Source organism: Blautia sp. AM28-27, from assembly GCF_003480905.1.
Taxonomy (GTDB): Bacteria; Bacillota; Clostridia; order Lachnospirales; family Lachnospiraceae; genus Fusicatenibacter; species Fusicatenibacter saccharivorans.
Genome location: NZ_QUJK01000001.1, coordinates 300,527 through 319,380 on the forward strand (window position 1 = coordinate 300,527; position 18,854 = coordinate 319,380).

The window sequence follows — 18,854 nt, forward strand, 5'->3', positions numbered from 1 at the left end:
GGGTCATATGGCGTTTGATATCCAGGAAGAACTGAAAAAACTGCCGGGGAAACCCGGCGTCTATCTGATGCACGACGCGGACGATACAATTATCTACGTAGGAAAGGCGATTTCGCTGAAAAACCGTGTCCGCCAGTATTTCCAGACGAGCCGCAACAAAGGGCCGAAGATTGAGCGGATGGTCACGCATATCGCCCGTTTTGAGTATATTGTGACGGATTCCGAACTGGAGGCGCTCGTGCTGGAGTGCAACCTTATCAAAGAGCACCGTCCGAAATACAATACGATGCTGAAAGATGACAAGGCGTACCCGTACATTAAGGTGACCGTGAACGAGGATTTTCCACGCATTCTGTTTTCCCATCAGATGAAGAAGGACAAGGCGAAATATTTCGGCCCGTACACGAGCGCCGGAGCTGTGAAAGATACGATCGAACTGTTGCGGAAGCTGTACGATATCCGTTCCTGCAATAAGAGCCTGCCAAAGGAGATCGGCAAGGACCGCCCGTGTCTTTACTATCACATCCACCAGTGTAAGGCGCCGTGCCAGGGATACATTTCCAAAGAAGAGTACGGCGAGCAGATCAAAAAGGCGATCAGTTTTCTGAATGGAAATTACAATGACATGATCAAAGAGCTGACTGGAAAAATGACGGAGGCGGCTGAGGAGATGCGGTTCGAGCAGGCGGCGGAGTACCGTGATCTGATCGACAGCGTGCGCAGGATCGGCGAGCGGCAGAAGATTACGAACAGTGACGGCGAGGACAAGGATGTCATTGCGCTTGCGATGGACAAAGAGGATGCGGTGGCGCAGGTCTTCTTTATCCGGAACGGAAAGCTGATCGGGCGGGAGCATTATTATCTGCGGATTGGCGAGGAGGAGCAGAAAAGCGAGGTGCTGCTCACGTTTATGAAACAGTTCTATTCCGGCACGCCGTTCATCCCGCGGGAAATCATGATTTCCGAGGAGATTGCCGAGCAGGAGCTGATGGAAGAGTATTTAAGCAGCAAACGGGGCCAGAAGGTCCGCATCCGCGTGCCGAAAAAGGGCAGCAAGGAAAAAATGGTGGAACTGGCAGAGCGGAACGCACAGATCGTTCTCGACCAGGACCGCGAGCGGATCAAGCGGGAAGAGGGTCGGACGGTCGGTGCCGTAAAAGAGATCGCCAGATGGCTGAACCTACCGTCGATCGACCGCATCGAGGCGTACGATATCTCCAATATCAGCGGTTTCCAGTCGGTCGGCTCAATGATCGTCTACGAGAAAGGAAAGCCAAAGCGCGCCGATTACCGAAAATTCAAGATCAAATCCGTCGAGGGACCGAACGATTACGCCAGTATGAAAGAGGTCTTAAGCCGCCGTTTTCTGCGCGGCATCCAGGAGGACAGCGGTTTCGAGCGGCTGCCGGACCTGATCATGATGGACGGCGGACGCGGCCAGGTTAACATTGCGCTTGAGGTGCTTGAAGAAATGGATCTTGCGATTCCGGTCTGCGGTATGGTAAAGGACGACAAGCACCGCACGAGGGGGCTGTATTTCCGAAACGTGGAAATCCCGATCGACCGGAACAGCGAGGGCTTCAAACTGATCACACGCGTGCAGGACGAGGCGCACCGCTTTGCAATCGAATACCACCGCCTGCTGCGGAGCAAGGGTCAGGTCCACTCGATTCTCGACGACATCCCGGGCATCGGGCCGACAAGAAGGAAAGAACTGATGCGCCACTTTCAGGGAATTGATGATATCAAGGCGGCAACCGTGGAAGAACTTTCCGGACTTCCGGGCATGAATAAAAAGGCGGCGGAGCAGGTCTACACATTCTTTCACGCACCTGCACAGGAGGAAAATGAGGATTCGTCAAAATAGTTAAATTTCTAGGTTGCCCGTGATGCTTTATTGTGCTAAAATCATAGAAGAGACGGATTTAAAAAGACGTCGAATGAAGTCGGAGGACAGGAAAATGAAAGAAATTGAAATGACCAAAATGGTGGAGGAAATGGATCTCCGCAACCTGACACCAGAGGTTGATATGACAGATCTTGTCATTGCCACACCGGATATCAACCGTCCTGCACTGCAGCTGACCGGTTACTATGAGCATTTTGCCAATGAGCGTGTGCAGATCATAGGTTATGTAGAGTTCACGTATCTGCAGCATCTTGAAGAGAGCGAGCGCGTCCGCGCGTTTGAAGAGTTTGTAAGCCGCAAGATCCCATGTGTCATTTTCACCACGAAGATGATTCCGGGACCGGAAATTCTGGAGCTGTGCAATCGTTATCAGGTACCGGCCTTTGCGGTAGACAAATCGACTTCCGTTTTCATGGCTGAAATCATCCGCTGGCTGAATGTCCAGCTTGCCCCGATGATCTCCATCCACGGCGTGCTGGTCGATGTATTCGGCGAGGGCGTTCTGATCATGGGCGAGAGCGGAATCGGAAAGAGCGAGGCTGCACTGGAGCTGATCAAACGAGGCCATCGTCTCGTCAGCGATGATGTGGTTGAAATCAGCCGTGTCAGCGACATTACGCTGGTCGGAACGGCACCGGATATCACGCGTCACTTTATCGAGCTGCGCGGTATCGGTATCATCGACGTCAAGACGCTGTTTGGTGTCGAGAGCGTAAAGGATACCCAGTCTATCGACCTTGTTATCAAGCTTGAAGAGTGGGACAAAGAGAAAGAATACGACCGTCTGGGCCTGGAAGAAGAGTATATTGAGTTCCTTGGAAACAAGGTTGTCTGCCATTCCCTTCCGATCCGTCCGGGCCGTAACCTGGCGATCATCGTAGAAACCGCTGCTGTCAACCACAGACAGAAGAAGATGGGCTACAATGCCGCACAGGAGCTGTACCGCCGTGTACAGGCTAACTTAGTGAAAAAAAGAGAGGAGAAGTAAGAAAATGGCAAACTATGTATTTGGAATCGATGTTGGGGGTACTTCAGTGAAATGCGGAATGTTCCAGACAGACGGAACTCTGTTGGAAAAATGGGAAATCCCGACCCGCACCGAAAACGGCGGAAGCGAAATTCTGCCGGATATCGCAAAAAGCGTAAAAGCAAAAATGGCTGAGAAGGGTATCGCAGCAGATGATGTTGCCGGTGTCGGCATTGACGTACCTGGCCCGGTTAATGACAAAGGTGAGCTTTCCATCGCAGTCAACCTGAACTGGGGATATAAAAATATCGTAAAAGAGCTTTCCGACGAACTCGGCGGAATGGCAGTAAAAGCAGCAAACGACGCAAACGCAGCAGCTCTCGGTGAGATGTGGGCAGGCGGCGGAAAGGGAAGCAAGAACCTGGTTATGGTTACCCTTGGAACCGGTGTCGGCGGCGGAATCATCGTGGACGGCAAGATCGTAGCAGGTGCTCACGGCGCAGGCGGCGAGGTTGGTCATGCATGTGTTGAGCCGGAAGAAGAAGCGGTCTGCAACTGCGGAAACCACGGATGCCTCGAGCAGATGACATCTGCAACCGGTATCGTTCGTCTGGCAAAGAAATATCTGGCATCCCATGATACTCCGTCTTCTTTAAGAGAAAGAGGAGAGTCCATCAGTGCAAAAGCTGTCTTTGATGCATTAAAAGAAGGCGATGCAGCAGCAGAAGCAATCGTTCAGGAGTTCTCCGAGTACCTCGGAAGAGCACTTGCAGTATTCGCATGCGTTGTTGACCCGGAAGTTATCGTAGTCGGCGGCGGTGTATCCAAAGCAGGCCAGATCCTGATCGACGGCGTAGCTAAATACTACCGTGAAGCAGCATTCATCGCATGCAAAGATACCCCGATCGTACTCGCTTCCCTTGGAAACGATGCTGGTATCTACGGCGCAGCAAAAATGCTGATTGACTAATTGATTCAGATGGAAAAAGAAGTATAGAAAAACCGGTCCTGCTGGCATATGCCAGAGGGCCGGTTTTTTGTGTATAGACTGACTGAAAAAGTTATTCGGAAGAGCCGCTCTCTTCGGACTGCGGCTGTACTTCCGATATCTCCGCCGGGGTATCCGGTTCTGACGGTGCATCAGGGGTCTCCGGTGTGTCAGGAGTCTCCGGTGTGTCAGGAGTCTCCGGTGTATTAGAAGGCGGATCGGCAGGTGTTTCGGGCGGAGCCGGAGTTTCCTGCGGTGCCTCCGTCGGTGTCGGGGTTGCCTGCGGAGTTGATGCTGCAGAAGGGGTTCTGGTCGGCGTCGGTGTTGAGGCCGGCGCGGTGTAGTGGCCCTTGCAACGCTCGGTCGGCAGATCGGATACCGCAAAGTATTCGGTGATGGACGGGCAGCTTGAGCGGGCGAGCAGGCCGGTCTTCGTACAGATCGTTGCCTCCTGTACTGTTGCGGAAGTTTCGAAATCCATATCGGCAAGGCCTTCGTGGATTTCATTCATGACCTTTGCCCAGAGACGTTTGTGGAATTCACGGTCGCTCTCCGGAAACTCCGCGTGTGTATCATACGTTGCCCAGATGGCAGCGGTATAATATGGTGTAAAGCCTGCAAAGACGAGATCCTTGGCCTCATTCGTCGTACCGGTTTTTCCGGCTGCGTGCATATTGTCGAGGCGGGCGGCAACACCGGTACCTTTTTCCAGAACATCCTCCATGACATTGGTGAGGAGGGAGGCAGTGCTTGCCTTGAAGACCTGCGTTGCCTTGTTTTCTGTGTTGTCAATTAAAACATTTCCCTTGCTGTCGGTAACCTTTGTGTAGAACACCGGCTTGCGGTACTGGCCGCCGTCTGCGATTGCCGCGTAGGCTGCCGTCAGTTCGAGATCACTGACACCGTAGGTGATACCGCCGAGAGCCAGCGGCTGGATCACATCGTATTCCTCGGAGAGTTTGGAAAAACCAAGCTTCTTCAGATAATCAAAGCCGACCTTCGGCGTAAGCTCGGTCAGTACCTTGACGGCCGGGATATTGATGGAATTGATGATCGCCTGGCGGACGGTAACATCACCATGGTAAGTAAGATCCGAGTTCTGCAGCGGTGTGCCGTCACTGTAGTTGAACGGCTCATCCTTAATTACCGTAGCGAGTGTAATCTTTCCAAGGTCGAGCGCCGGTCCGTACGCGGAAAGAATCTTGAACGTGGAACCCGGCTGGGAATAATTATCGGTTGCGCGGTTGAAGGTAAGACTTGCTGTTTTTTCGCCGCGTCCGCCGACGATGGCTTTCACGTAACCGGTGCGCTGGTCCATAACGGTCATGCACGCCTGCGGCTGCGGGGTGAAGCTGCTGCGCTCGGCAACAATCGTATCGCCCTCCTGCATGATAGCGGCTTTGTACTGGTCGATATAGCTCTGTGCCTCCTCCTGGGAGTCAAAGAGCAGATCGAAATTCGGATCGCTGTTGCGGAAGTAGAGCTGCAGCATCTCTTTGCTGTAGTTCTGTACCTCGCCGTCTGCCTGCTCTACGGTGAGCGCCCAGTCGAGACCGATCTGCGTGTTCGCCGGGAAGTTCTCCGGATTCTGGAATTCCGTATCGAGAATCGACTGCATGTAGGAATCCTGTGTGGTATAGATTTTGAGGCCGCCGCTGTAGACAACGTTCTTTGCCTGCACTTCGGTGTAGCCTTTCTGTACCATCAGATCGTTGATCAGGTTGGTGATGACTTCATCGATAAAGTAGGAGTACGGCGCGCTCTCCGCCTGGGACTGCGTGTGCATGGCGATGCGGTCGTAAACATTGTCGTTCATGGCAATGGTGTATTCTTCTTCGGTGATGTAGCCCTGCTCTTTCATGTTGTTCAGGATCTTGTCGCGGCGCTGCTGGTTTTTCTCCGGGTGGTTTTTCGGATTATATGCCGTCGGCGCCTTTGGAATTGCGGCAAGAACGGCGCATTCAGAGAGCGTCAGATCTTTTGCATCCTTTCCGAAATACGTCTGCGCTGCCGTCTGGACACCGTAGCAGCCGGAACCTAAGTTGATCGTATTCAGATAATTTTCCAGAATAACGTCTTTGGCGTTTTCACCCTCTGCGGTCAGTGTTTTTTCCAGCTTCAGCGCCAGGTACTGTTCCTGGATCTTCCGCTTGAAGCTCTGCATCCGCGTCTCTTCCATCCAGTCAGTGAAAACATTGTTTTTTAAGAGCTGCTGTGTGATCGTGCTGGCGCCCTCGGTAAAATGAAAGCCGTGGCTGACGCCGACAACGAAAGCACGGATGATACCGCTCGGATCGATGCCGTTGTGCTCATAAAAACGGGCATCCTCAACCGCGACGATCGCGTGCTGCATATCGAGCGGAATCTCCTCAATCGAAATCGAGACACGGTTTCCCTGAGCCCCGGTCAGCTTCTGTACCTGGTTGCCGTCAGCATCGTAGATAAACGACGCGTTGCCGAGCGGCATGATATTTGCCTCCGAGATATCAGGGGCACTGTCAATCACGCCGCGGACAGCGCCGATCACAAGCCCGGCACCGCAGACGAGAACGACAAGAAGAAGACAGAACGCGATGCGCAGCGCCGTCACGCCGGCCGTCTTTTCAATCTTTCCGTAATGGGACCGCAGATCTTCACGTTTGTCTTCCAGATGACTTTTTCCAAAGTGCATATAGAAAATCCTCCTTATGTCATGTTCCTGCAAAACTGATTCAGTTCAGTAATCAATGGTGTTCCTGCCCTGCAAAAAGCAGGGTATACTTATTTTTATTATACCAAACAAAGGGCTGGAATAAAAGTATTTCTGAAAAGAATGCTGATTTTTCAGAAATGATATGGTAAGATAGGTACATATTTGGGTGAAGGAGTAAGGACATATGATCGATCAGTTTCGGACGGTTTACCGGGGTGGAACCGGGGAAATCGTGGAGAAGAAATCACGTTTTATTGCGACGGTGCGTCTGGTGGAATCTGAGGAGGAGGCACTTTCCTGCCTGGAAGCTCTGCGGAAAAAATACTGGGATGCGCGGCATAACTGTTTTGTGTATATTATTGGAGAAAATCAGGAGACGGTGCGCTGCAGCGACGACGGGGAGCCTTCCGGCACGGCAGGGCGGCCGATGCTCGATGTGGTACAGGGAGCAGGCCTCCGCAATGTGCTTGTTGTGGTGACGCGGTATTTCGGCGGTACGCTGCTGGGAACGGGCGGCCTGGTGCGCGCGTACTCGCAGGCGGTGCAGGAGGGGCTGGCAAACAGTGTTCTGATTGACGAGATCTGCGGCGTGCGGCTGTTGATTGAGACGGATTACAACGGCATCGGTAAAATCCAGTATCTGCTCGGCCAGCGGGGGATTCCGATTCTGGAATCCGAGTACACCGATCAGGTGAAAATCCGCGTTCTCGTTCCGAAAACGGAGGTGGACCGTCTCTGCGCGGAGATTACCGAGGGGACGAACGGAAAGGCAAAACTGGAAAAAGAAGAGGAGCTGTACTTTGCGCAGAACGACGGAGAGCTGATCTTCGGGGATGAGCTGACGCAGTATAAGAATCTGGAGGCAGAAGAATTAGGATAAAGGAGGATGCGACATGAGGTTTCCGGAAAATCTGAAAAAGGGCGGAACGATCGGCTTTGTGGCACCATCGTTTGGATGCACAACAGAGCCATACAAGTCCGCGTTTGCAAATGCACAGAAAAAATGGAAAGAGATGGGATATCAGCTGGATCTTGGGCCAAACTGCTATGCAGAGCACGGCATCGGAATCAGCGCGGCACCGGAGGAGTGCGGAAAAGAGCTGACGGAATATTATGTCAGTGAGAAGAATGACTGTCTGATTTCCTGCGGCGGCGGAGAGCTGATGTGCGAGGATCTCGATTACGTGGATTTTGAAAAGATCAGAAAGGCACCGGCGAAATGGTATCTCGGCTATTCTGACAATACGCATTTTACGTATCTTCTGCCGACCATCTGCGATACGGCGGCTGTTTACGGTCCGTGTGCGAGTGATTTCGGCATGGAGCCGTGGCATAAATCCGTAGCGGATGCGTTTGGCGTACTGACGGGAGAAGTGCGTACCGTCCGCGGCTATGAGGGATGGGAAAGAGACGATGCGAAGGGCAGAAGCGAGGAAAATCCGTATCTGCCGTACCAGATTACAGAACCGCGCGTTCTGCGCCGCTTCCCGGATGCGGACAGTGCATTTGAGGGACGGCTCATCGGCGGCTGTCTCGACTGTCTCGTCAATATTCTTGGAACGAAGTACGACGGAACGGTTGATTTTGTGGAAAAATATAAAGAGGACGGTTTTGTCTGGTTTCTGGAAGCGTGCGATCTGAACGTCTTTGCGATCCGCCGCGCAATCTGGCAGATGGAGCACGCCGGCTGGTTCCAATATGTGAAAGGCTTTTTGATTGGCCGCCCGCTGCAGTTCGGACAGAAATTCGGGGAACTCGACCAGTACCGCGCCGTGACGGATCTGCTTGGAAAATACAACGTGCCGATCGTGATGGATCTCGACATCGGACACCTTCATCCGGCGATGCCGCTGATCGTCGGAAGTTATGCGAAGGTGGCCGTGGAAGGAAATGAGATTGAAATTAAGATGGAGTGCCGTTAGAACGCTTTTGAAAAATATTTTCTCGAGCGGCAGGGCAGAGCCTGTGGGAAAATGTCTGCGCGCGTAGAAGAACTATCGGCGCATCCGGCAGATGCCGCGGAGCTTTTTGACATCGAGAATCGTGACCGTGCCGCGGGAGAGTGCGACGATGCCGTCTTTCTCGAACGACTTTAAGGTGCGGGAAACGACCTCTCTGGCACTGCCGAGGTTCCGCGCGATCTGTTCGTGCGTGGTGGAGAGCACCGGGGAACCGGTGCGGATGCGTTCATCCTCGAGATATCCGGCAAGGCGCTGGTCAAGCCGCGTAAAGAGGAGCTGGCCCATCGCCCACATGACTTCGGAAAAATGCTCCGTTGTTTCCCGGTAAATGTAGTTTTCAACGTAAATATTCTGATTCAACAGTCTGCGGAACGTGCTGGCCGGAGTGATGAGAACTTTCGTCTCCTCCTCGGCCTCAATCAGAATATCAAAGCTGATTTCCTGCATCGCACAGGAGGCAGACAGCGTGCAGACTTCGCCGGGACCGGTGGTAAACAGGGTAATTTCCCGCTGCTCGCCGGACTGGATAAAGATGCGGAGCTTGCCGGAGAGGACAAGCAGAACGCCGAGACAGTCATCGTCACAGCTGTAGAGAAAATCGCCGCGCTGATACGTCGTCAGGACGGAAGAGAGCACGAGTGTCTGCTGTTCATCGGCGGTAAGCTTTGAATAAAATGGATAATGCTCCTGAAAACAGGATTCCAGAAAAGATGACATAAATAAAACTCCTTTCGGAAGAAGAACGTTCTTTTGTAAACTACGGCAGCAGCCGTTTCTTCCATGATAGAAAAGAACGGAAAGAAATGCAAGAAAAAACGTATCGGTTTTTGTGCCGATACGTTTTTTCTTGCATTTCCAATATTACGCTGTTTATTTTACAGAGTTAATCAGTTCTTCCAGCTCCTCATAGGAAACGGCGCCGACGTTTTTCTTTACGAGTTCGCCGTTTTTGAAGAAAGCGAGGGTCGGAACGCTCATGACTTTAAAGGATCTTGCCAGCTCCGGTGCTTCGTCAACGTCTACTTTGTAGAACTGGATCTCCGGCATATCCTCAGCTGCCTCTTCGATGACCGGGGCGAGCATTTTGCACGGTCCGCACCAGGTAGCAAAGAAATCAACAACGGCAACGCCAGGTGCTGCCTGCAGAGCTTTTTCAAAGTTTTCGGATGTAACATGAATTAATGACATAATAGAAGTCCTCCTTTTTTAAAACGGGATTTTTTATTTCCCGGTAAGTGTTTTTCTGTTGTGACTGTAGAATACCACAGCAGAACGGGAAGTTCTGTGACTAAGTCACAAAATGATTTCTTATTTTTTATTTCGGTTCTTTTCCCTGGCGGAAGCATTCGATCATTTCACCGGTCAGACTGATGAGGTTCGGCGTCTCCGGAAGAGAATCGCGGTCAAACCATTCGGCAACGGAGAGTTCCTCGCGGTCGAGGGTAATGGACGGATCGCCGTCCACATCGCAGTAAAATCCGGCGAGCAGCGAGCCGCTGAAGGACCACGGCTGACTCTTATAGTATCTCAGATTTTTGACCTTTAATCCGACTTCTTCCATGACTTCACGGTGCACCGTCTGTTCCAGCGTCTCACCGACCTCGGTATAGCCGGCCACGAGGGCGTACTGGCGGTGGCTGCTGTGGGAAGGTGCGTACTTCGTGAGCAGCAGGCGGTCACCGTCGGTGATGGCAACGATGACGCTCGGGCAGATGACCGGATAGGAGAGCGCGCCGCAGGAAGGGCACTGCATCGCGCGTTCATTTCCAGGCGCATGCATCTTCGTTCCGCAGCGGCCGCAGTAGGTGTGGTCGGTGTACCAGGTGTGGATCTGGTAACCGGTGATACCGGCAAACCCGAGCCATCCCGGAACGGCGCTGCGAAGAATTAGTGTATTTTCGTATTTCCAGATGCCAAATTCCGGAAGCTGCGGACTGCGCAGTTCATAATAGTCCGTCTCATCAATGCGGAACAGAAATTTTGCCTTTTCTTTAATCTCCGGAAAAACAGCTGCAATTTCCGCAATGGAAGGGTAGCAGATCTCGGGATCTTCGAAATTGCACAGAATTGTATGATGACCGTAAATTAAAACAAGATCCGTATCGTTCGGAACAGAAGGCTGGTAATCTACATAATATTTATGCGGAGCAATGTCCTGAATCATAAGAATTCCTTTCTTTGGTAAAAAAGTTTTTGGAAAAACAAAAAACCGAAATTCCTGTGAAGAAATTTCGGTAATAAAAAGAGCGCGAGACGGGATTCGAACCCGCGACCCCAACCTTGGCAAGGTTGTACTCCACCCCTGAGCCACTCGCGCATATACATCCTTTTGGATGAAGCGGGTGATGGGAATCGAACCCACGTATCCAGCTTGGAAGGCTGGTGTTCTACCATTGAACTACACCCGCAGATGATGGGCACTGATTTTTTTTCTCTGTCTTGTTGACTGCCGTGCCTCACTGACAAAACGTATTCTACAGGAAAGCTGAGAAAAAGTCAACCCCTTTTTTGAAAAAAATTAAAAAATTTTCAAAACACTGAAAAAGGAGAAAATTCAGGGTGAAAGGGGCGTGAAAATGTCCGCAAAGATCAGCCTTGTTCCAGAACGGGAAATGTACTATAATAGAAAAACGGAAAAGCAAAAAAGGGGGAATTTCCCTATGCAGGAAAATGGAACAGAACTTCTGGTTTGCTGCACCGGTTGTCAGAGCTGTATGCCGTGCATGGTAAAAATCAACATCCCGGGTTTGTTTGCGCTTTACAACCGGACAGCGACGGAAGGCGTCGAAGCGGTTCGTGCAGAGTATGAGCGTCAGGACAAACGTGCCGATGACTGCATCAACTGTTATCGCTGTGAAAAGCAGTGCCCGCAGCACCTCGGGATCGGCATTCTGATGCAGGATATTGCGGAAACCTTCGGAGAATAGGAAAAAAGGAGCATCTGTGCAATTTAAAGAAGCATTCTAATCTTTCTATAAAATATTTTGGGAAAAACTGGACTTATCTGAAAAATTTGATATAATAGAAAGGTAGTGACAGGGAAATTTTATGCTAAAATCTGGAAAGAAGAGCCCTGTCAATTCTTATGGGAGGAAAAATACATGGATGCCATTGATTATAAGATTCTGAAGATATTGCAGAAAAATGCCCGCGAGACGGCTTCCAATATCAGCAAAGAGATTCATTTATCGGTTTCTGCAGTCATCGAGAGAATCCGTAAAATGGAAGAAACCGGAGTGATTAAAGAATACACCATTATTGTAGACGAAAAGAAAACGGGAAATGAGATGACCGCGCTGATGGAAGTCAGCCTGGAGCATCCGAAGTTCTTTGACAGTTTTGCAGATGCGATCCAGAAACTGGAGTACATCGTATCCTGCTATTATCAGACCGGAGATTTTGATTTGATTATCCGCATTTCCTGTCACTCATCCGACGAACTCGAAGAAATCCACCGCCAGGTGATGAGCCTTCCGGGCGTCGATGCGACAAGAACGCATGTAGTGCTGAAAAATGTAAAAAATATCTATTCCGCCATCCGCAGACCGGACAAATAAAAACCGGCACAGCCGGAATCTGATACGAGAGCGTGTCTGAAAATAATCCGAAAGAGTTTTCAGGCACGTTTTGGCGTCTCAGAAAAAGTACGGAAAGAAAGAAGGAAAAAAGTGAACAGATACTTACGCTGTTATGCAGAGATTTCACTCGAAGCGATCGGGCATAACATCAGAGAAGTGAAAAAAAGACTACCGGAGGGCGTGAAACTCCTTGGCGTTGTAAAAGCGAACGCCTACGGCCACGGTGCCGTTCCGGTAGCATCCTATCTGGAAAACCAGGTTGATTATTTTGCAACCGCAACCATCGAGGAGGCTGTCGAGCTCAGAGAAAACGGCATTTCCGCGCCGATCCTGATTCTCGGCTACGTGTCCCCGTCCCAGTACGGCGACCTTGTGGAATACGACATCACTCAGACGATCGACAGCTACGCACAGGCACTTGCCCTCGAAAAAGAGGCAGCACGCCAGAACCGGAAAGCAAAAGCACACCTCGCGGTCGATACCGGCATGACGCGGATCGGCTTCCAGGTGACAGAGCACGATGCGGATGAGGCGGCAAAAATCGCGGATCTTCCGCACATCGAGCTGGAAGGTATGTTTACGCATTTCTCCTGCGCCGATCAGGAAGACAAGACGTACTGTTCGATGCAGATGGAAAAATATGATAAGATGACGGCACTTTTAGCAGAGCGCGGCGTGACGATTCCGCTTCGCCATATCTGCAACTCCGCCGGAATCATGGAATTTGACGATCACCGCTTTGAGATGGTGCGTTCCGGTATCATCACCTACGGCATTTACCCATCCGAGAAGGTAAAAAAAGAGCGTCTCGATCTGATCCCGGCGCTTTCCTGGAAGAGCCATGTCATCCATGTGAAGGAAGTCGGCCCGGGCATCGGCGTCAGCTACGGTGCCACGTATGTGACCGAGAAACCGATGACACGGATCGCAACTGTTTCAGCCGGCTATGCAGACGGCTATCCGAGAGCTCTCTCGAACCAGGGCTGTGTGCTGATCCACGGGAAAAAAGCACCGATCATCGGAAGAATCTGTATGGATCAGATGATGGTGGACGTGACCGACATCCCGGATGTGCAGGTGGAGGACGTTGTAACGCTTGTCGGAACCGACGGGGATGAGACCATCACGATCGAAGAGATCGCCAACCCGGCGGCACGTTTCGATTACGAGATGCTCTGCGATATCAGCAGCCGTGTAACAAGGGTTTATAAATAGTTATCCAAAATAGAAAAATCAAAGTCTCCGAAGACGGAAAAAAGCAGAATCTGCTGACCGTTTCGGAGACTTTTTTGTGTTGGAACAGGTTTTCTGGATTATTTAACCGGTGCGGGTTGACAGGCGGTGCCGGAGTATGGTAGGATACCAATTAGTTTAGCGTAGTACAGTGATAACATGATCACGTAAAAAAGGAGAAGATTATTATGAAAAAGAAAATGGTTAGCATTTTGACAGCAGCCTTTTGTGTATCTGCCCTGCTGGCTGGCTGCGGCTTTGCAGACACAGCAAAAACATCTGCCTCATCAGCAGGAGCAGCATCCTCTTCCGCAGACGGAACGACAACCTTTACCGTGGGCTTCGATGCAGAATACCCGCCGTACGGCTACATGGACGATGAGACCGGCGATTACACCGGATTTGACCTGGAGCTCGCCGAGGCAGTCTGCGAGATTTACGGCTGGAAGCTGGTAAAAACCCCGATCAACTGGGATGCGAAAGATACCGAGCTGAATTCTGGTGCGATTGACTGCATCTGGAACGGCTTTACCATGAACGGCAGAGAGGACGATTACACCTGGTCCGATCCGTACGTGGACAACAGCCAGGTGATGGTCGTATCTGAGAATTCCGGCATCAACAGCCTGTCCGATCTGGCAGGAAAGACGGTTGGTGTGCAGGCAGCATCCGCAGCACTCGATCTTTTACAGAGTGAGGAAGAAGGCGGTCAGAAAGAACTCGCCGATACTTTCGCCGCTCTGCAGCAGTTCCCGGATTATAACAATGCGTTTGTAGAGCTTCAGGCAGGTTCCATCGATGCGGTTGCCATGGATATCGGCGTTGCCAAATATCAGCTGGAAAGCCGCGGAGAAGGATACAAAATCCTCGACGAGCACCTGAACTCTGAGAAATATGCGATCGGATTCAAAAAAGGAAATACCGAGCTCTGCGATAAAGTAAACGAAGGCCTGCAGCAGGTTCTGGCCGACGGAACATTCGACAAGCTCGCAGAAAAATACGGAATCGCAGACATGGTGTGTCTGGAGAAAAAAGGAGAGTAAAGCAGCATGAAGTTGTCCATGATTCTATCACAGCTTAGTACCGGAATGGCGGGAACGATCTCGATATTTGTCCTGACGCTCGTATTTTCCCTGCCGCTCGGTCTGCTGATCGCCTTCGGGCGTATGTCGAAAAACCGGATTGTGAGCGGAATTTTCCGGCTCTATATCTCCCTGATGCGCGGCACGCCTCTGATGCTGCAGCTCATGGTGGTTTACTTCGGACCGTTCTATCTGTTCGGTATGAACATCGGAAAATGGCGCTTTCCGGCGATTATCACCGGATTTGCCTTAAACTACGGCGCCTATTTTGCAGAAATCTACCGCTCCGGCATCGTTTCGATGGATCGTGGACAGTACGAGGCAGCAAAGCTTCTTGGTTATTCGAAGGGACAGACGTTTGTCCGCATTATTCTGCCGCAGGTTGTGAAACGGATTCTGCCGGCGATCACCAATGAGGTGATTACGCTGGTCAAGGATACGTCGCTGGCCTTTTCCATTTCCTATGTGGAAATGTTCACGATCGCAAAACAGATCGCGGCGGCCAAGACCACGATGGTTCCGTTCGTCGCCGCCGGTATTTTCTACTACATCTTCAACTTTGTCGTGGCGTGGGTGATGGAACTTTTGGAAAAGAAATTTTCTTATTATCATTAACTATAGAAGAGAGCGGAAAACGATATGATTTATCTGGAAATGAACCATGTAAGAAAGAGCTTTGGGGATCTCGAAGTGTTAAAAGATATTTCCCTCAAAGTAGAAGAGGGCGAGGTGCTCTCGATCATCGGCCCGTCGGGATCGGGAAAATCGACGCTGCTGCGGTGTGCGGCGATGCTGGAGACGATGGATGGCGGTGACCTGACGTATCTTGGCGAGCAGGCAGTCACCATGCAAAATGGAAAATCCGTTTATGCAAAGCCGGCCGTGCTGCGGAAAATTCAGGAAAACTTTGGAATGGTATTCCAGAGCTTCCACCTGTTTCCACATTATGATGTGATGAAAAACCTCTGCGATGCGCCGATTCATGTGCAGAAACGCAACCGTGCGGAGGTGGAAGCACAGGCAGAAGAGCTGCTGCAGAAAATGGGGCTCACAGGAAAAGAAAAGGCGTATCCGTGTCAGCTTTCCGGCGGTCAGTGTCAGAGGGTTGCGATTGCGCGCGCGCTGATGCTGAATCCGAAGGTGCTCTTTTTTGATGAGCCGACTTCGGCGCTCGACCCGGAGCTGACAGGCGAGGTGCTGAAGGTCATCAAATCTCTTGCGGAGATGAATATGACCATGGTGATCGTTACCCACGAGATGAATTTTGCCCGGGAGATTTCCAACCGCGTCATCTTTATGGAACAGGGCGTGATCGCCGTGGAAGGAACGCCGGACGAAGTCTTCGATTCCGAAAATGCCAGAATGCAGGGCTTTTTGGGAAAATTTCGTGAGAAGTAACGACGTTGCACTTGCCTAAAAAAACAACATGCGTTATACTAGAGCGTGGTTGAAACGTATTTCAAACACGCTCTTTATACGTCCCATTCTGTTTTTGGGAATGAAAAAGAGCGGGGATAAAAGAGAAACCGAATACACATTTTGACAAGAAAAGGAGAATCGTGTCTATGAGCGGAACTGACAGATATGTAAGCCCTCTTTCCGAACGTTATGCAAGCAAGGAGATGCAGTACATCTTCTCCCCGGATATGAAATTCCGTACCTGGAGAAAGTTATGGATTGCGCTGGCTGAGACAGAAAAAGAACTGGGACTTTCTATTACAGATGAGCAGATCGAAGAACTGAAAGCAAATGCCGAGAACATCAACTACGATGTGGCAAAAGAAAGAGAGAAAGTCTGCCGTCATGACGTAATGTCCCATGTGTATGCCTACGGCGTACAGTGTCCGAAAGCAAAAGGAATCATCCATCTGGGAGCAACCAGCTGCTACGTAGGCGACAATACCGATATCATTGTCATGAACGAAGCCTTAAAGCTGGTGAAGAAAAAACTGGTGAACGTTATCGCTGAGCTGGCAAAATTTGCGGATACCTACAAAGACCAGCCGACCCTTGCCTTCACCCACTTCCAGCCGGCACAGCCGACCACCGTCGGAAAACGTGCAACCCTGTGGATGCAGGAGTTCTTAATGGACCTTGAAGATCTCGAGTATGTACAGAGCACCTTAAAGCTGCTCGGCTCCAAAGGAACAACAGGCACACAGGCAAGCTTTTTAGAGCTGTTCGAAGGAGATCAGGAGACCATCGACAAGATCGATCCGATGATCGCTGAGAAAATGGGCTTCAAGAACTGCTATCCTGTTTCCGGACAGACGTATTCCAGAAAAGTCGATACGAGAGTATTAAACGTTCTGGCAGGCATTGCGGCAAGCGCAACGAAATTCTCCAACGATATCCGTCTTCTGCAGCACTTAAAAGAAGTCGAGGAACCGTTCGAGAAAGGACAGATCGGATCTTCCGCCATGGCATATAAGAGAAATCCGATGAGAAGCGAGCGTATCGCATCCCTGTCCCGTTATGTGATCACCGATGCATTAAATCCGGCCATCACCTCTTCTGTACAGTGGTTTGAGAGAACCCTCGATGACTCTGCAAACAAGAGACTTTCCATTCCGGAAGGCTTCCTTGCCATCGACGGTATCCTGGATCTGTGCATGAACGTCGTAGACGGACTTGTGGTTTATCCAAAGGTTATCTTAAAACACATGATGGCAGAGCTTCCGTTTATGGCAACTGAGAATATCATGATGGATGCGGTAAAAGCAGGCGGCGACCGTCAGGAGCTGCATGAGAGAATCCGCGAGCTGTCCATGATCGCCGGAAAACATGTCAAAGAGGAAGGCCGCGATAATGATCTTCTGGATCTGATCGCAGCGGATGAGATGTTCCATCTGACCAAAGAAGAGCTGGAAAAGACGATGGATCCGTCCAAATACACAGGCCGCGCATCCGTACAGGTTGACGCATTCCTGAAGAACGTAGTTAATCCGGTGCTTGAGGCAAACAAAGAGGCACTTGGCATGACTGCGGAAATCAACGTCTGATGCGTTTGATAAACAGAAATAATAAAAAAACAAATTTTATAAGTAATAATAAGTTTTACTTATGAAGAAAACATGGTATACTATGCATGAACGGCCGAAACAAAGAGGCCGCAAGTATACGTTGAATTAGGAGGATGTCACATGATTAAGGCAGTAGTAGGAGCAAACTGGGGAGACGAGGGAAAAGGTAAGATTACCGATATGCTCGCAAAAGAGGCAGACATTATTGTCCGTTTCCAGGGTGGTGCGAATGCAGGCCATACCATTGTAAACAACTATGGAAAGTTTGCACTTCATACCCTTCCATCCGGCGTATTTTACAGCCACACAACAAGCGTAATCGGAAACGGTGTTGCACTCAATATTCCGGTTCTGATCAAAGAGTTAAATGAGATCGTTTCGAAGGGAGTGCCGGCACCGAAGATCAAAATTTCCGACCGTGCACAGATGGTAATGCCGTACCACATCCTGTTCGATCAGTATGAGGAAGAGCGTCTGGGCGGAAAATCCTTTGGTTCCACCAAATCCGGTATCGCTCCGTTCTACTCAGATAAATATGCAAAAATCGGTTTCCAGGTAAACGAGTTGTTCGACGATGAGCACCTGAAAGAGAAACTGAAATCCGTATGCGAAACCAAGAACATTCTGCTCGAGCATCTGTATCACAAACCGCAGTTAAATCCGGATGAGATCTATGCAGAGCTGATGGAATACAAAAAAATGGTTGAGCCATACGTATGCGATACTTCCGCATTCCTGTGGAACGCGATTCAGGAAGGCAAGGAGATCCTGCTTGAGGGTCAGCTTGGTTCCTTAAAAGACCCGGATCACGGAATTTACCCGATGGTAACTTCTTCTTCCACACTGGCCGGCTACGGCGCAGTAGGAGCAGGTGTTCCGCCATATGAAATCAAGAAAATCGTAACCGTATGCAAAGCTTACTCCAGCGCAGTAGGAGCAGGTGCTTTCGTTTCCGAGATCTTCGGCGATGAGGCAGATGAGCTCAGAAGACGCGGCGGAGACGGCGGAGAGTTCGGTGCAACCACAGGCCGCCCGAGACGTATGGGATGGTTCGACTGTGTTGCTTCCCGTTACGGCTGCAGAATGCAGGGTACCACCGATGTAGCGTTCACCGTACTTGACGTACTTGGCTATCTGGATGAGATTCCGGTCTGCACAGCATACGAAGTAGACGGAAAAGAAATCCACGATTTCCCGAACACCAGCATTCTTGAGAAAGCAAAACCGGTGCTGAAAACGCTTCCGGGCTGGAAATGCGATATCCGCGGCATCAAGAAATATGAGGATCTGCCGGAAAACTGCAGAAACTACATCGAGTTTGTAGAGAAAGAAATCGGATTCCCGATCACCATGATCTCCAACGGGCCGGGAAGAGACGATATCATTTACCGCAACAAATAATTCAGGCGGTTTTTAGAGGA

The 18,854-nt window shown here is 50.6% G+C and carries 17 protein-coding genes and 2 tRNA genes; 13 read left to right on the plus strand and 6 right to left on the minus strand.

From position 1 onward, the window contains the following. The first annotated feature begins 7 nt into the window (after nucleotides 1–7). The 3 genes from uvrC (at nucleotide 8) to DW743_RS01415 (ending at nucleotide 3,846) form a co-directional block, all read left to right on the plus strand. The gene (gene uvrC / locus DW743_RS01405; protein WP_117509664.1) at nucleotides 8–1,867 is read left to right on the plus strand and encodes an excinuclease ABC subunit UvrC; all 1,860 of its coding nucleotides are present in this window, start codon (nucleotides 8–10) and stop codon (nucleotides 1,865–1,867) included. A 94-nt stretch (nucleotides 1,868–1,961) separates the two neighbouring features. Further along, nucleotides 1,962–2,897, plus strand: a complete 936-nt coding sequence (hprK, locus tag DW743_RS01410; RefSeq protein WP_022463126.1) for an HPr(Ser) kinase/phosphatase — start codon at nucleotides 1,962–1,964, stop codon at nucleotides 2,895–2,897. A 4-nt stretch (nucleotides 2,898–2,901) separates the two neighbouring features. Continuing rightward, complete coding sequence (locus DW743_RS01415) at nucleotides 2,902–3,846, plus strand: ROK family glucokinase (protein WP_117760497.1); 945 nt, start codon at nucleotides 2,902–2,904, stop codon at nucleotides 3,844–3,846. Between the two features lie 91 nt (nucleotides 3,847–3,937). Here the strand turns inward: DW743_RS01415 and DW743_RS01420 are convergent, their stop codons facing one another. Continuing rightward, nucleotides 3,938–6,535, minus strand: a complete 2,598-nt coding sequence (locus DW743_RS01420; RefSeq protein WP_117760496.1) for a transglycosylase domain-containing protein — start codon at nucleotides 6,533–6,535, stop codon at nucleotides 3,938–3,940. A gap of 205 nt (nucleotides 6,536–6,740) precedes the next feature. On the opposite strand from DW743_RS01420, the gene DW743_RS01425 reads away from it, so the two are divergent. After that, entirely contained in the window at nucleotides 6,741–7,436 is a 696-nt protein-coding gene (locus DW743_RS01425; protein WP_117760495.1) for a YigZ family protein, read from the plus strand. 13 nt (nucleotides 7,437–7,449) lie between these two features. Beyond that, nucleotides 7,450–8,478 carry a S66 family peptidase gene (locus tag DW743_RS01430; RefSeq protein ID WP_117509660.1) on the plus strand — a complete coding sequence of 343 codons (1,029 nt, stop codon included), beginning with the start codon at nucleotides 7,450–7,452 and terminating at the stop codon, nucleotides 8,476–8,478. Nucleotides 8,479–8,550: 72 nt separating this feature from the next. On the opposite strand, the gene DW743_RS01435 is transcribed toward DW743_RS01430, so the two are convergent. The 5 genes from DW743_RS01435 to DW743_RS01455 form a co-directional block, all read right to left on the minus strand. After that, nucleotides 8,551–9,234, minus strand: a complete 684-nt coding sequence (locus tag DW743_RS01435; protein ID WP_117509659.1) for a Crp/Fnr family transcriptional regulator — start codon at nucleotides 9,232–9,234, stop codon at nucleotides 8,551–8,553. Between the two features lie 153 nt (nucleotides 9,235–9,387). Then, a complete protein-coding gene (trxA, locus tag DW743_RS01440) occupies nucleotides 9,388–9,705 on the minus strand; it encodes a thioredoxin (protein ID WP_117509658.1) in 318 nt (105 codons plus the stop codon). 127 nt (nucleotides 9,706–9,832) lie between these two features. Next, a complete protein-coding gene (gene nudC / locus DW743_RS01445; RefSeq protein ID WP_117509657.1) occupies nucleotides 9,833–10,681 on the minus strand; it encodes an NAD(+) diphosphatase in 849 nt (282 codons plus the stop codon). An 81-nt stretch (nucleotides 10,682–10,762) separates the two neighbouring features. Then, nucleotides 10,763–10,834: transfer RNA gene (locus tag DW743_RS01450), tRNA-Gly, on the minus strand. A gap of 20 nt (nucleotides 10,835–10,854) precedes the next feature. Then, nucleotides 10,855–10,925 (minus strand) — tRNA-Gly (locus DW743_RS01455). Nucleotides 10,926–11,177: 252 nt separating this feature from the next. On the opposite strand from DW743_RS01455, the gene DW743_RS01460 reads away from it, so the two are divergent. From DW743_RS01460 to DW743_RS01495, 8 genes are all read left to right on the plus strand, one after another. Next, nucleotides 11,178–11,444: a 4Fe-4S dicluster domain-containing protein gene (locus DW743_RS01460; protein ID WP_158554987.1), complete on the plus strand. Its 267-nt coding sequence runs from the start codon at nucleotides 11,178–11,180 to the stop codon at nucleotides 11,442–11,444. 174 nt (nucleotides 11,445–11,618) lie between these two features. Next, nucleotides 11,619–12,074: an Lrp/AsnC family transcriptional regulator gene (locus DW743_RS01465; protein WP_022463135.1), complete on the plus strand. Its 456-nt coding sequence runs from the start codon at nucleotides 11,619–11,621 to the stop codon at nucleotides 12,072–12,074. A 111-nt stretch (nucleotides 12,075–12,185) separates the two neighbouring features. Then, nucleotides 12,186–13,310, plus strand: coding sequence for an alanine racemase (gene alr / locus DW743_RS01470; RefSeq protein WP_117509656.1), 1,125 nt, complete (start codon nucleotides 12,186–12,188; stop codon nucleotides 13,308–13,310). A gap of 206 nt (nucleotides 13,311–13,516) precedes the next feature. Next, entirely contained in the window at nucleotides 13,517–14,371 is an 855-nt protein-coding gene (locus DW743_RS01475) for an amino acid ABC transporter substrate-binding protein (RefSeq protein ID WP_117509655.1), read from the plus strand. Between the two features lie 6 nt (nucleotides 14,372–14,377). Next, nucleotides 14,378–15,025 carry an amino acid ABC transporter permease gene (locus DW743_RS01480; RefSeq protein ID WP_022463138.1) on the plus strand — a complete coding sequence of 216 codons (648 nt, stop codon included), beginning with the start codon at nucleotides 14,378–14,380 and terminating at the stop codon, nucleotides 15,023–15,025. Between the two features lie 24 nt (nucleotides 15,026–15,049). Further along, nucleotides 15,050–15,808, plus strand: a complete 759-nt coding sequence (locus tag DW743_RS01485) for an amino acid ABC transporter ATP-binding protein (protein ID WP_117760494.1) — start codon at nucleotides 15,050–15,052, stop codon at nucleotides 15,806–15,808. A 167-nt stretch (nucleotides 15,809–15,975) separates the two neighbouring features. After that, the gene (purB, locus tag DW743_RS01490) at nucleotides 15,976–17,412 is read left to right on the plus strand and encodes an adenylosuccinate lyase (protein ID WP_117760493.1); all 1,437 of its coding nucleotides are present in this window, start codon (nucleotides 15,976–15,978) and stop codon (nucleotides 17,410–17,412) included. A gap of 141 nt (nucleotides 17,413–17,553) precedes the next feature. Continuing rightward, complete coding sequence (locus DW743_RS01495; RefSeq protein WP_055265795.1) at nucleotides 17,554–18,834, plus strand: adenylosuccinate synthase; 1,281 nt, start codon at nucleotides 17,554–17,556, stop codon at nucleotides 18,832–18,834. Nucleotides 18,835–18,854: the final 20 nt, after the last annotated feature.